Origin of the sequence: Streptomyces erythrochromogenes (genome assembly GCF_036170895.1) — a bacterium.
GTDB classification, from domain to species: Bacteria; Actinomycetota; Actinomycetes; order Streptomycetales; family Streptomycetaceae; genus Streptomyces; species Streptomyces erythrochromogenes.
In genome coordinates, this window is record NZ_CP108036.1 from 6075346 (window position 1) to 6088596 (window position 13251).

Annotated in this window: 10 protein-coding genes and 1 pseudogene; 7 read left to right on the forward strand and 4 right to left on the reverse strand. The window is 72.6% G+C overall.

Features of this window, described 5'->3' with window-relative positions; all coding sequences use genetic code 11:
- The 4 genes from OHA91_RS27805 to OHA91_RS27820 all read right to left on the reverse strand — a co-directional run bounded on the left by OHA91_RS27805 (position 1) and on the right by OHA91_RS27820 (position 3281).
- On the reverse strand, positions 1-690 hold the full coding sequence (locus tag OHA91_RS27805) for a hypothetical protein (RefSeq protein ID WP_328740228.1): 690 nt from the start codon (positions 688-690) through the stop codon (positions 1-3).
- The gene (locus OHA91_RS27810) at positions 690-1181 is read right to left on the reverse strand and encodes a flavin reductase family protein (protein WP_078959205.1); all 492 of its coding nucleotides are present in this window, start codon (positions 1179-1181) and stop codon (positions 690-692) included. Before OHA91_RS27810 ends, OHA91_RS27805 begins: the two co-directional genes overlap by 1 nt.
- A 372-nt stretch (positions 1182-1553) precedes the next feature.
- Positions 1554-2231 (reverse strand): HAD family acid phosphatase, encoded by a 678-nt coding sequence (locus tag OHA91_RS27815; RefSeq protein WP_031149271.1) that lies wholly within the window; start codon positions 2229-2231, stop codon positions 1554-1556.
- A 153-nt stretch (positions 2232-2384) separates the two neighbouring features.
- Positions 2385-3281: a hypothetical protein gene (locus OHA91_RS27820; RefSeq protein ID WP_328740229.1), complete on the reverse strand. Its 897-nt coding sequence runs from the start codon at positions 3279-3281 to the stop codon at positions 2385-2387.
- Between the two features lie 171 nt (positions 3282-3452).
- Between OHA91_RS27820 and OHA91_RS27825 the strand changes: the two genes are divergently transcribed.
- The 7 genes and pseudogenes from OHA91_RS27825 (at position 3453) to OHA91_RS27855 (ending at position 13216) form a co-directional block, all read left to right on the forward strand.
- The gene (locus tag OHA91_RS27825) at positions 3453-4205 is read left to right on the forward strand and encodes a S1 family peptidase (protein WP_031149267.1); all 753 of its coding nucleotides are present in this window, start codon (positions 3453-3455) and stop codon (positions 4203-4205) included.
- A gap of 235 nt (positions 4206-4440) precedes the next feature.
- Positions 4441-5079: pseudogene (locus OHA91_RS27830) on the forward strand (response regulator); the annotation flags it as partial.
- Between the two features lie 317 nt (positions 5080-5396).
- The gene (locus OHA91_RS27835) at positions 5397-5759 is read left to right on the forward strand and encodes a chorismate mutase (protein ID WP_051893051.1); all 363 of its coding nucleotides are present in this window, start codon (positions 5397-5399) and stop codon (positions 5757-5759) included.
- 39 nt (positions 5760-5798) lie between these two features.
- A complete protein-coding gene (gene pepN / locus OHA91_RS27840) occupies positions 5799-8312 on the forward strand; it encodes an aminopeptidase N (protein ID WP_031149262.1) in 2514 nt (837 codons plus the stop codon).
- A 598-nt stretch (positions 8313-8910) separates the two neighbouring features.
- A complete protein-coding gene (locus tag OHA91_RS27845; RefSeq protein WP_328741181.1) occupies positions 8911-10239 on the forward strand; it encodes a pyridoxal phosphate-dependent decarboxylase family protein in 1329 nt (442 codons plus the stop codon).
- Positions 10236-11645 (forward strand): lysine N(6)-hydroxylase/L-ornithine N(5)-oxygenase family protein, encoded by a 1410-nt coding sequence (locus OHA91_RS27850; RefSeq protein WP_266502167.1) that lies wholly within the window; start codon positions 10236-10238, stop codon positions 11643-11645. Before OHA91_RS27845 ends, OHA91_RS27850 begins: the two co-directional genes overlap by 4 nt.
- A gap of 98 nt (positions 11646-11743) precedes the next feature.
- Positions 11744-13216 carry a peptidase M16 family protein gene (locus OHA91_RS27855; protein WP_328740230.1) on the forward strand — a complete coding sequence of 491 codons (1473 nt, stop codon included), beginning with the start codon at positions 11744-11746 and terminating at the stop codon, positions 13214-13216.
- Positions 13217-13251: the final 35 nt, after the last annotated feature.

The window sequence follows — 13251 nt, forward strand, 5'->3', positions numbered from 1 at the left end:
TCACGCGTAGCGTCCGGCGGCCATGACCCCGAGGGGGTCGACGGCGGTGCGCAGGGCGCGCTGGAGGGCGGCCTCGGCGGCGGCGCCCCCCGCGACGGAGCGGGCGTGCCCGGAGTCGAGGCGGTAGGGGCGCAGGCCGGCCTCGCCGAACCAGGTGTGGGCGAGGTCGAGGGCGCTGTGGGCGGCCTCGACCTGCGTGGCCCGGTCGAAGGGGAAGGACACGACGAGGTCGATGACGTCGGCGTCCCGGGCGTTGACCGTGGAGCCGGGCCGGATGCCGGTGGCGAGGTGGATGCGGTCCAGGATGTCCAGGGCCCGCACCACCGACGCGCCGTCGAAGGGCAGGAACGGCAGGAAGAACAGCCAGCCGTTGCCGTCGGCGTCCACCCGGTCGGCGGCCGCGCCGGTGGCGGAGGCGAGCATGCGCTCGTTGTGCGCGACCGAACCGCGGTAGGCGGCGTCCACCACGTGGGCGACGACGTCGTCGTCGGCGGGGGGCTGCCCGTCGCCGGCAGCGGCCGAGGTGAACAGGCCCGTCCCGGCGATCTCGTCCAGCAGGGCCGCCTTGAGGGCGGCGGCCGAGCGGTCGGTGCCCTCCACGCTCATGTGGGCGACGTAGCCGCCGGCGGTGTCCCCGCCTGGCGTCGGCGAACTCCTCGTCCGCAACGGACTGGAACGCGACGCCGTCATCAGCTCATGTTCACCGCGAGCCCGGGCCGCACGTGCTCCACGCGGGCGAGGAAGAGCGTGGGGTCCCCGCCGGGGAACCGCTCCTCGATCCGGCAGCCGAGCGAGGCCAGGGCGCCGGGCAGGTACGGGTGGGAGCCTTCGCCGTCGGTGGTGAAGTGCCCTTCCAGGTCCCGCCCGAAGGGCTTGTCGCGGGAGGCGAAGAGCCGCGCCACGTCGCCCTGGCGGTCGGAGAGCAGGTGGACCTGGAGCTCTCCGCTGGAATCGATCGCCGGATACGTGCGGGACGACTTCATGACGGAGACCAGGACGCGGGGCGGGTCGAGCGAGATCGAGACGAACGAGTTCGCGGTCATCGCCGCCGCGCGGTCGCCCCGACCGGACGACAGGACGGTGACGCCCGTCGGGAACAGCCGCATCACGGCCCGGAGATCGTCCGGCGGCGCGGATGCGGATCGGGGTACGGGCCTGGCTGGGCCCAGAGTTGTGGCCATGTCCCCCCTCCTCAGGAGTTATCGGCGGAAGAAAACTTAACAGAGTTTAGTTTCGATGGAAACCCAGGTCAGAGGCCCATCGATCGCCTTTATCGCAATCGAAATAGGCTTTGGATCATGGAACTAACGGAGGAGGTCGGGCCGGTGGCCCGGCCTGCAACGCCGGCGGCCGCAGGGGCCGGTCCGCGGAGGCCGGAAACGGAAGCGGGCCCGGCCCCCTGGCGAGGGGTCGGGCCCGAGTCTTCGTCGGTGCGTTGAGGTATGACTACCCGCTGGGTCCACCCGCTGAACCGCAGTCAGGCCGTCATGTTGTGCGCGACGGTCCGTGCGAAGATCGTGCACGAAGGGGAACCGGGCGGTTCCCCCCGCGCGTCAGGAGAGCTTGCCGCCGTAGTCCGGGAGCTTGACGGTGCGTTCGGCGTGACCCCCGACCAGGTCGGTGGGGCTGTTTCCGATGTTGGCGATGATCGTGTAGCCGCGCGCCTCGATCTCCGCGCGCTTGGCCGTCTTGTAGGTGCTGACCTCCTCGAAGAGGTCGGGCAGGTCGCGGACGTAGAGCCCCGACACCGGGTAGCCGACGGCCTTGAGGTTGTACTCGGTGAGGGAGTGGATGATGCCGGGGCGGGCCGTGACGAAGAAGACGGCCACGCCGCGCGCGTGGGCGTACTGGGTCAGGGCGCGGACCTTGGCGATGGCGGGCGTCGGGTAGGTCCAGAACCAGTGGAAGTCCGTCTCCAGCGAGGTGTTGTCGATGTCGAGGACGAGGGCCGGCTTCTCGCCGGCGGGCGAGTTCGCGATGCGCTGCTCGATGGCCGGACGGGCCGCGTCGACGGCGGCGGCCACCTCCCGCTGCCAAGTGGCGTAGTCGATGCCGAGTATCGCCGCGTTCCCGCCCGGCGCGGACGCGTTCGCCGATGAGGAGACGGGCGCGGGCGCGGCGACGGGGGCCGCCTCGGCCGCGGTGGCCGGAACGAGCGTCAGGACGGCGGCCGCTGCGGCGAGGCCGGCGGCGGCGGTACGGGGCGTTCTGGTGCGGCGGGACAGGCGCATGTGGGGTGCTCCTCGGTCGCGAATTGACATGGACGTGACCAGAGTTGGCGAGAACCGCACCCATGTCTACTGGCCGGTAGGAAACTTTTCGCGACCGATCGGTGAATGATCAAGCCAAGTGCGCGCGGACCGGGGCCACCGGGACCATCGGGACTACGTGTCGCACTCCAGCACCGTCCGGCACAGACCGCACCGCGCCCGCAGCCGTCCGCCCACCGGGACCCGCAGCCGCTGCCCGCACACCGGGCAGGGGAAGCTGACCCGCAGTCCCGGGCCGGAGGCCTCGCGCTCGAAGCGGTACGCCGACCCGCCGGGCGGGGTGGCCCCGGTGCGCCGCGCCCTCGCGTACCGCCGCCGCGCCAGCGGGCCCGCGGCGGCGAGCGGCGCCCGGCGGTGCTCCCGGGCCGCCAGCGCGCTCCCGCGCACGTAGGCCTCGTACGCCTGGGGGCTGGTGAACCACGGTGACGGGTCCTCGCCCAGCAGTGCGGCGCGCTTGGCGAGGACGTAGCCGAACTCCTCCGGCGTCAGGTAGCCGAACCTCTGGTGGGTGAGGGCGTCCTCCCGGTAGGCGTCCAGGAGCAGCCAGCCCGCCCCCAGGTAGGCGGCGGCGGTGTCGGTGAGGATCTCGTTCTCCACCGGATCGGGGAAGGCGAGTTCCAGCCGGTGCAGCAGCACATGGGTGACCTCGTGCGACAGGGCGGCCGCCAGGTCCCGCCGGTGGGTGCGGAAACGGTCGTTGACCTCGATGAAGTACTCCGGCCCCGCGGTCAGCTCCACGGTGGCCGCCTCCTCCATCGGCCGGAAGGCGACCACCATGCGCGCGTCCGGCAGCCGCAGCGCGCGCACCATCGCCGAGGCCACCCGCTGCGCCCCCAGGTGCAGGTCGTCGGAGGCGTCGAAGGCCGCGTCGGCGGGGGAGAAGCTCGTGGCGTAGGCGCGGATCCCGTCGGCCGACATGCGGCGGAAGAGCGCGGTGATCGAGGCGCGCACGACCGCCAGGTGCGGAAAACCGTGCTCGATGATCGCGCCCGGCCCGCCGTTCTCCTCCATCGGGTCCTCCTTACCGCAATCCCTGTCGCGCTGACGGCAGTTGGCCGAAACTGCCTTCTTGTTGGCCGCCATCCTCCTGATGTGTCATGGACCCGTCATTCCCCGATGACGCGCACGGCCCAACCCCCCACGAAAGGCAGTGTGTTGACTGTGTCCAGCCTTGTGCGATTCATGAAGCGCACCCTCGCCGTCGGCGCCGTAGCCCTCGCAGCCGTCAGCCTCCAGCCCGGCACCGCCTCCGCCGGCCCGGCACCCGTCGTAGGCGGCACCCGAGCCGCCCAGGGCGAGTTCCCCTTCATGGTGCGCCTCTCCATGGGCTGCGGCGGCGCCCTCTACACCCAGCAGATCGTCCTCACCGCCGCCCACTGTGTGAGCGGCTCCGGCAACAACACCTCCATCACCGCCACCGCCGGAGTCGTCGACCTCAACAGCTCCAGCGCCATCAAGGTCAAGTCCACCAAGGTCCTGCGGGCCCCCGGCTACAACGGCACCGGCAAGGACTGGGCCCTGATCAAGCTCGCCAAGCCCATCAACCTGCCCACCCTCAAGATCGCCGAGACCAAGGCCTACGACAACGGCACCTTCACCGTCGCCGGCTGGGGCGCCACCCGCGAGGGCGGCGGCCAGCAGCGCTACCTCATGAAGGCCACCGTCCCCTTCGTCTCCGACGCCGCCTGCAACGCCGCCTACAGCGACCTCGTCCCCGGCGAGGAGATCTGCGCCGGCTTCCTCGACCAGGGCGGCGTCGACACCTGCCAGGGCGACTCCGGCGGCCCCATGTTCCGCCGCGACAACGCCGGAGCCTGGATCCAGGTCGGCATCGTCAGCTGGGGCATAGGCTGCGCCCGCCCCGACTACCCGGGCGTCTACACCGAGGTCTCCACCTTCGCCGCCCAGATCAAGAGCGCCGCAGCGACCCTGTAGCCCCCGCAGCCCCCGTACCGCCTCGTCCTTCCGGCCGGGTACGAACCGGCCGGAAGGACGAGGCGCACCCGTTTCCACCCGCGTAGCGTCGGCTGACGGACCGCAAGGCCGGAACACCGCCGTCCGCGCCTCGCGACACCCTCCCGGCGGCCCGCCGTGCGGGTGCGGGCCGACGCACGCACCGGTCCCATGGGAGGAAACCGGTGGCAGCGGGCGACAGCCGGGCAGGTGGCGCATGGCGATCAGCGTGGTCATCGCGGACGACCAGGAGATGGTCAGGACCGGCTTCCGGATGATCCTCGAAAGCCAGCCGGACATCGAGGTCCTCGCCGACGTCGTCGACGCAGGAGCCGCCCTCGCCGCAGTCGCCGAGCACCGCCCCGACGTCCTCCTCCTCGACATCCGCATGCCCAGGCTCGACGGCCTCGACGTCACCCGGCGCCTGTCCGGCAGCGACCGGCCACGCATCGTCATCGTGACCACCTTCGACCTCGACGAGTACGTCCACGCAGCGCTCCACGGCGGAGCGTCCGGCTTCCTCCTCAAAGACGCGAGCCCGGCCATGCTGGTTGAGGCCGTACGGGCGGCAGCCGTCGGCGACTCCCTCGTCTCGCCCGCCGTCACCGTGCGACTGCTGCGCGAAATGGCGCCGAAGACCCCGGCCGCCCAGGCCCGCCGCCCCAGCGAACCCCTCACGGAACGCGAGCGCGACGTCGTGCGCTGCCTCGCCCGCGGGATGACCAACGCCGAGATCGCCGGCGAGCTCTACGTCTCCCTCTCCACCGTCAAGACCCACCTGGCCAACGTCCAGGCCAAACTCGACGCCCGCAACCGCGTCGAGATCGCCGCATGGGCCCGGGAAAGCGGCCTGGCCCTCACCAACACCGCCAAGCACGCCGCCACCGCCACCGCCGTCCGCGTCACGCTGCGCACCGTCCCCGCCGGCCTCGAGGTCCGCATCGCCGACGACGGAGGCCGCCCCGCCCGCCTCTCCGAAAAGGCCCGCGGCGGCGGCTACAGACTCGCCGGCATGACCGAACGCGCCGAGGCCCTCGGCGGCCACTTCACCGCGGGCCCAGCCCCGGAGGCGGCTGGGTCGTCACCGCGGTCCTGCCCCTGTGACCCGACCGCCGTCTCACAGGCCGACTACCCCCGCGACCTGCGCGCCCGCGCCACGTATTCTCGACAACCATGAACATCAGCGACCTCGACAACGGCACGGGCAACGGCAACGGCACGGGCCGCGCCGCCGACGGCATCGACGAGAGCGTCACCGCCGAACTCGCCCGCTTGCGGGACAGCATCGACAACATCGACGCGGCCGTGGTCCACATGCTCGCCGAACGCTTCAAGTGCACCCAGCAGGTCGGCCACCTCAAGGCACGCCACCAGCTGCCCCCCGCCGACCCCGGCCGCGAGGCCAGCCAGATCGCCCGGCTCCGCCAGCTCGCCGAGAACGCCAAGCTCGACCCCGCCTTCGCCGAGAAGCTCCTCAACTTCATCATCGCCGAGGTCATCCGCCACCACGAGACGATCGCCGCGGGCGAGGAGTAGACACTCGGGTCCGGCCGCCCACTGCGGCAGCATGGGCCCATGTCCGCACTGAAGCGCAACGAAGCGCAGCTCCGAGCCCAGCTCCTCGACGTCCACCACTACGCCGTCACCCTCGACCTCACCGGCGACGACGACACCTTCGACTCCACCACCGTCATCCGGTTCACCGCACGGACCAGCGGCGACACCTTCGTGGAGCTGAAGCCGGACACCCTGCGCTCGGCGACCCTCGACGGCAACCCCCTCGACCCGGCCGCCCTCGAAGACAACCGGCTGCCGCTCACCGGCCTCACCCAGGGCCCCCACGAGCTGCACCTCGACACCCGCATGCGCTACTCCCGCACCGGCGAGGGCCTGCACCGCTTCACCGACCCCGCGGACGGGCACACGTACGTCTACAGCCAGATGTTCCTCGACGACGTCCAAAGGGTCTTCCCGGCTTTCGACCAGCCCGACCTGAAGGCCGTCTTCGAGTTCACCGTCACCGCACCCGGCGACTGGACCGTCCTCGCCAACGGCATCACCACCCGCCTCGCGGACCGCGACACGGACGGCGCCGGCATCTGGCAGTCCGCCCCCACACCCGTCATCTCCACCTACCTCGCCGCCGTCGCCGCAGGCCCCTGGCACAGCGTGACCACCGAGCACGCCGGACTGCCCTTCGGCATCCACTGCCGCCAGTCCCTCGCCCCCCACATGGACGCCGACGCCGACGAGATCCTCTCCATCACCAAAGCCTGCTTCGACCGCTACCAGGCCAAGTTCACCGAGCCCTACCCCTTCGACTCCTACGACCAGGCCTTCGTCCCCGAGTTCAACGCCGGCGCCATGGAGAACCCCGGCCTCGTCACCTTCCGCGACGAGTTCATCTACCGCTCCGCCGTCACCGACACCGAACGCCAGTCCCGCGCCATGGTCATCGCCCACGAGATGGCCCACATGTGGTTCGGCGACCTCGTCACCCTCGCCTGGTTCGACGACATCTGGCTCAACGAGTCCTTCGCCGAATACATGGGCTACCAGACCCTCACCGAAGCCACCCGCTTCACCGACACCTGGACCGACTTCGGCGTCACCCGCAAGCCCTGGGGCTACGACGCCGACCAGCGCCCCTCCACCCACCCCGTCGCCCCCGCCCCCGACGACGTCCCCGACACCGCCTCCGCCCTCCTCAACTTCGACGGCATCTCGTACGCCAAGGGCGCCTCCGCCCTGCGCCAGCTCGTCGCCTGGCTCGGCGAGAAGGACTTCCTGGCCGGCATCAACACCCACTTCGCCCGCCACAAGTTCGCCAACGCCTCCCTCGCCGACTTCATCGACTCCCTCGCCGCCCACACCGAACGCGACGTCCGCGGCTGGGCCGACGCCTGGCTGCGCACCACCGGCATCGACACCCTCACCCCGCGCATCGAGGACCCCGAAGGCACCAACGGCTGGACCCTCACCGTCGACCACGACGGCAGCCGCCCCCACCACATCGCCGTCGGCCTCTACGACCACGACCCCGTCGACGGCCGCATCCTCGAACTGCGCGAACTCCTCGACCTCGACGTCCCCTCCGACGAGATCATCTCGGCCGGCGGCGCACGCCCCGCACTGCTCCTCCTCAACGACGCCGACCTCACCTACGCCAAGGTCCGCCTCGACGAAACCTCCCTCGAAACGGTCCTGCGCGGCCTCTCCGGGATCCCCGAGGCCCTCACCCGCGCCGTCGTCTGGAACTGCCTGCGCGACATGGTCCGCGACGGCGAACTCGGCCCGCAGGACTTCCTGGCCACCGCGGCCGCACACCTGCCCGCCGAACACGACCTCGCCATCGTCCAGGGCGTCCTCACCTTCGCCCGCAACGAAGTCGCCGTACGCTACGTCGCCCCCGAGGACCGCACGGAGGCACTCGCCACCCTCACCGGCATCGCCCGCGACCTCCTGCGCCGCACCGAGGACGGCTCGGAGCCCGGCATGCGGCTGACCGCCGTACGCACCCTCGTCGGCAGCGCCACCCAGCCCGACACCATCGCCGCCTGGCTCGCCGACGACACCGTCCCCGGCGGCCCCGCACTCGACCCCGAACTGCGCTGGCGCATCCTGGGCCGCCTCGCCGTCCTCGGCGCCATCGGCGAGAGCGAGATCGACGCCGCCCTCGCCGCCGACCCCAGCGCCACCGGCGAGGAAGGTGCCGCCCGCTGCCGCGCCGCCCTCCCCACCCCCGAGGCCAAAGCAGCCGCCTGGGACCGCCTCTTCCACGACGACAGCCTCTCCAACTACCTCTTCAGCGCCACCGCCCAGGGCTTCTGGCAGCCCGAACAGGCCGACCTCGTAGCGGAGTACGTGACCCGCTACTACCCCGAAGCCGTCGCCCTCGGGGCCCGCCGCGGCCCCGCCATCGGCGAAGCCGCCGGCCGCTACGCCTTCCCGGCCCACGCCGTCGACGAGGCCAACCTCAAGGCCGGCCAGGCCTGCCTCGCCGACCCGGACGTGATCCCGCTCCTGCGCCGCAAGCTCGTGGACCAGCTCGACGACCTGGCCCGCGCCCTCCGCATCCGCCGCCGCTAGCCCTGTGGGCGGCTCGGCGGAACGGGGGGCCGGGGCCGGGTCCTGCGGGCGGCTCGGCGGAAGGGGGCCGGTGCCGGGTCCGGGGCCGGTCCGGGATGTCGTCCGGGACTGCATGATTTATGGCGCCCTGGCGGGAACGGCCCGCAGAGCGAATCACGCGCCAACAAAACACGTTCTACGTCCCGGACAACACCCCGGCCCACCCCCGGCCCCGACCCCGGCGGGCGGGTCCGGCTCGCGAGGCCGGTGACGGGGGCGGGGCGGGGTGCCGGCCGGGACGTAGAACGTGATTTGTTGGCGCGGCAGGAGCCTCTACGGGCCGGTCCGCTTCAGGCGCCATAAATCATGCAGTCCCTGACGGCACCCCACCCCGGCCCCGGCACCGGCCCACCCGCACCGCCGATTCGGACAAACCCCGGCGGTTACCCCATTCGGGTCTGATCGTTGTACTGACCGGGTGCCACTACCGCACCCCGGCCAGCCCCCGGAGGTCCCGTTGACAGCGCCGCACGGCACCCGGCATTCCGGCCGGCCGGAAGACCCCACGACAGCGCCGCACGGCAACGCGCTCGCCGGCGGAGCCACCGGCCCCCAGGCCCTGCGCCCCCTCCTCGACACCGTCCTCGACGCCCTCCGCACCGGCGCCGCCGAACGCCGCGGCCCGCTCCCCGCCGGCGGCCCCGACGCCGTCACCGCCCACGTCCGCACCACACTGGGCACCGTACTGCCCGACCACGGCACCGGCGACCACGAAGCCCTCCGCACCCTCGTCCACGCCCTCGCCGCCGGCGCCGCAGACCCCGCCGACCCCCTCTGCGCCGCCCACCTGCACTGCCCGCCGCTCGCCGTCGCCACCGCCGCGGACCTCGCCGCCGGCGCCCTCAACCCCTCCCTCGACTCCTGGGACCAGGCCCCCGCCGCCTCCGCGATCGAAGCCCTCCTCACCCGCACCCTCGCCGCCGAGTTCTACGACACCCCCCACCCCGACGCCCTCGTCACCACCGGCGGCACCGAAGCCAACCAACTCGCCCTGCTCCTCGCCCGCGAACGCCACGGCCCCCGCCTCACCGTCCTGCACGGAGCAGGCGCCCACCACTCCGTCCCCCGCGCCGCCTGGCTCCTCGGCCTGCCCCCCGCCACCGAACTCCCCACACCCGCCGGCGTCCTCGACCCGGCCCGCCTCGCCGAGGCCCTCGCCACCACCCCCGGCCCCACCCTCGTCACCGCCACCGCCGGCACCACCGACGCAGGCCTCATCGACCCGCTCCCCGCCATCGCCGACCTCTGCGACCACCACGGCGCCGACCTCCACATCGACGCCGCATACGGCGGCCTCCTCGCCCTCAGCCCCCGCCACCGCCACCGACTCGCCGGACTCGGCCGCGCCCACTCCCTCACCGTCGACCTGCACAAACTCGGCTGGCAGCCCGTCGCCGCAGGACTCCTCGCCGTCCCCGACACCGCGCTCCTCGCCCCCCTCGCCCACCAGGCCGACTACCTCAACGCCACCGACGACACCGAAGCCGGCCTCCCCGACCTCCTCGGCCGCTCCCTGCGCACCACCCGCCGCCCCGACGCCTTCAAGATCGCCACCACCCTGCGCTCACTCGGCCGCGACGGCCTCGCCCACCTCATCGACCGCACCTGCGAGCTCGCCCAGCACCTCGCCCAGCGCCTCGACGCCCACCCCGGCTTCGAACTCCACGCCCCGCCCACCATCAGCACCGTCCTCTTCCGGCCCACCCACGCCACCGACGACGAGCTCGCCACCCTGCGCCGCGCCCTCCTCCACCAAGGCCGCGCCGTCCTCGGCCGCACCCACGCCGACGGCCGCCTGTGGCTCAAAGCCACCCTGCTCAACCCGCACACCACGGCGGGAGACCTGGACACCCTCATCGCCCTCCTGGAAGGCAGCACCCACCGATGACCGCCCAGCTCGATGCACCCCACGACCTCGTCGGAATCGGCATCGGACCGTCCAACCTGTCCCTCGCCGCCCTCGCCCACGGCCTCCCCCAACAAGGAGCCGGCGAACTCGCCACCGCCTTCTACGAGCAGCGCCGCGACTTCCGCTGGCACCCCGGACTCCTCATCGACGGCACCACCCTCCAAGTCCCCTTCCTCGCCGACCTCGTCACCCTCGCCGACCCCTCCAGCCCCTGGAGCTTCCTCAGCTACCTCAAGCACAAGGAACGGCTCTACCCCTTCTACTTCGCCGAGCAGTTCCACATCCACCGCGCCGAATACGACGCCTACTGCCGCTGGGTCGCCGGCCGCGTCCCCGGACTCCACTTCGGCCACCAGGTCGACGCCGTCCGCTGGAACCCCGAACGCGACCTCTTCGAAGTCGACTTCACCCAGCTCGACCCCGCCGGCGAAGCCGAAGCCCTCGGCCGCACCTACACCCGCAACCTCGCCCTCGGCATCGGCACCGCCCCCCACGTCCCCGAACCCCTGCGCCCCCTCGCCGAAGCCCCCACCGTCCCCGTCATCCACTCCGCCGACTACCTCGACAACCGCGAGCGCATCCTCGGCGCCGAACACGTCACCGTCATCGGATCGGGCCAGTCGGGCGCCGAAGTCTTCCTCGACCTGCTCCGCGCCCGCCCCACCGGCCGCGAACGCCTCACCTGGCTCGCCCGCACCCCCTCCTTCGCCCCCATGGAGTACTCGAAACTCGGCCTCGAACACTTCACCCCCGACTACACCCGCTACTTCCACTCCCTCCCCGAACCCGTACGCGACCACCTCGTCCCCGCCCAATGGCAACTCCACAAGGGCATCGACACCGCCACCATCGCCGCCATCCACGACGAGCTCTACCGCCGCACCCTCCACGGCGGCTGGCCCGACGCCGTCCTCACCCCCGGCGTCACCGTCCGCACCGCCGGACGCGTCGCCACCACCAAGGTCGAACTCCACCTCGAACACGCCGAACAGGGCGCCCGCTCCCGCCTCACCACCGACGCCGTCGTCCTCGCCACCGGCTACCGCGAACGACCCCTCACCCGACTCCTCGCAGGCCTCGACCCCTACCTGCGCAAGGACTCCTCCGGCCGCCCCCGCATCGACGACCGCTACCGGATGGTCCTCGACCCCTCCGTCACCGGCAGCATCTTCGTCCAGAACGGCGAACGCCACACCCACGGCGTCGGCGCCCCGGACCTCGGCCTCGCCGCCTGGCGCAGCGCAGCCATCCTCAACACCCTCACCGGCAAAGAGCCCTACCCCCAGCCCCCGCGCACCGCCTTCACCACCTTCGGCCTCGAACAGCGCGAACACACCCGCCCCCGCCCCGCCGGCGAACTCCTCCCGCTCGTCGAGCACCCCTGAGGGCCACCCCACCGGCCGGACCAGACAGCGGCCCTCCGGCCGGGCGACCGCCCACCCCCCCGGCCGCGCCTCCCCGTACCGGCACTATCGTCGCCGTCATGCAGCGCAGCAGTACCGACGGGGTCACCGTCCTGTGGCAGACCGCCCCCGCCCCCGGTCCCCTCACCGCCGTCCTCTCCTTCGGCACCGGGGTGCGGGACGAGACCGCCCCCACCCTCGGCGTCACCCGCCTCGTCGAAGCCCTCGCCATGACCCGGGTCGGCAACCGCCCGCACGAGTTCGGCAGCACCGTCGGCGAAGAGATGACCCACTTCATCGCCACGGGAACCCCCGACGACATCACCGGCTTCCTCCTCGCCGTCTGCAGCGCCCTCGGCGACCTCCCGCTGCTCGACACCGGGCACACCACCCGCCTCCTCGGCATCCACGCCCCCCTGACCTGCGACCACCGCGGCTCCGCACCCCTCGACGCCCGCTACGGGCCCCACGGCCTCGGCCTCCTCGCCCACCAGCGCCCCGACACGTACGCCCGGCTCGGCCCCGACGCCGCCCGCACCCACGCCGCCACCCACTTCACCCGTGGCAACGCCGTCCTCACCCTCGACGGCCCCCCGCCCGCCGGCCTCAGCCTCCCCCTGCCCGCCGGAACCCGCCCCGACCGCCCCGCCCCCCGCCTGCGCGCCGACACAGCCGGAACCTGGCAGCACCGCCAGGTCGACACCGTCTCCCTCCTGCTCACCTCACGCGCCCACGAACCCGTCGCCGACGCCGCCTGCCACGTCCTCGGCCACCGCGTCGAGCACAGCACCCACCGCACCCGCGGCATCACTGACGAACCCACCCTCCACCGATTCCTCCGTGACCGCCTCACCCTCGACCGCGTCCTGGCCCTCCACCCCGCAGACGGCCACGCCGAAGAAGCCGCCGAGATCCTCTGGCAGGAAACCCTGAACCTCGCCCGCCGCGGCCCCACCCGCGACGAGCTCGACACCTTCACCGCCCACACCCGCGCCCAACTCGACTGCAGCCACAGCCACTGGACGGCACTCCACCGCGCCTTCACCGCCGAACACTTCGGCATCCCCCACCACGACAGCGGCACCCTCCTCGCCCAGCACACCGCCGTCACCGCGCAGGACGTCACCGACTACCTCCGCCGCGCCCTCACCGACGCCGTCCTCGTCGTCCCCCTCGACGCCTCCCCCCGCCTGACCACCCTCCACGGCACCCCGCTGCCCAGTTCCACCTGCTGGCGCTTCCACGGACAGCACACCCCGACGCCCGGCACCCGCTTCCGCATGAACCCCCTCCGCCGAGCCACCACCCCCCGCCACGAACGCGCCGAGTACGTCCTCACCTCCTGGGGCCTCGTCGCCCGCGACGCCCAGGACGAGCACCCCATCCGCTTCGACGAGATCGCCCTCATGCGCCACGACGGCCCGGGCCGCATAGTCCTCGCCGGCTGCGGCTGCACCCAGCACGTGTACCCCGACCACGTCGCACGCGGCGAACGCCTCATCGCCGCCCTCGACGCCGCCGTCCCCGCACACCTCGTCCGCACCGACGCCTGAAACACGGACGGGGCCGCCGCCCGCCGCCGCGGACA

Coding starts and splice junctions, on each gene's coding strand:
- OHA91_RS27805 (WP_328740228.1), bottom strand. CDS start 690: ATGACGGCGTCGCGTTCCAGTCCGTTGCGGACGAGGAGTTCGCCGACG.
- OHA91_RS27810 (WP_078959205.1), bottom strand. CDS start 1,181: ATGGCCACAACTCTGGGCCCAGCCAGGCCCGTACCCCGATCCGCATCC.
- OHA91_RS27815 (WP_031149271.1), bottom strand. CDS start 2,231: ATGCGCCTGTCCCGCCGCACCAGAACGCCCCGTACCGCCGCCGCCGGC.
- OHA91_RS27820 (WP_328740229.1), bottom strand. CDS start 3,281: ATGGAGGAGAACGGCGGGCCGGGCGCGATCATCGAGCACGGTTTTCCG.
- OHA91_RS27825 (WP_031149267.1), top strand. CDS start 3,453: ATGAAGCGCACCCTCGCCGTCGGCGCCGTAGCCCTCGCAGCCGTCAGC.
- OHA91_RS27835 (WP_051893051.1), top strand. CDS start 5,397: ATGAACATCAGCGACCTCGACAACGGCACGGGCAACGGCAACGGCACG.
- pepN (WP_031149262.1), top strand. CDS start 5,799: ATGTCCGCACTGAAGCGCAACGAAGCGCAGCTCCGAGCCCAGCTCCTC.
- OHA91_RS27850 (WP_266502167.1), top strand. CDS start 10,236: ATGACCGCCCAGCTCGATGCACCCCACGACCTCGTCGGAATCGGCATC.
- OHA91_RS27855 (WP_328740230.1), top strand. CDS start 11,744: ATGCAGCGCAGCAGTACCGACGGGGTCACCGTCCTGTGGCAGACCGCC.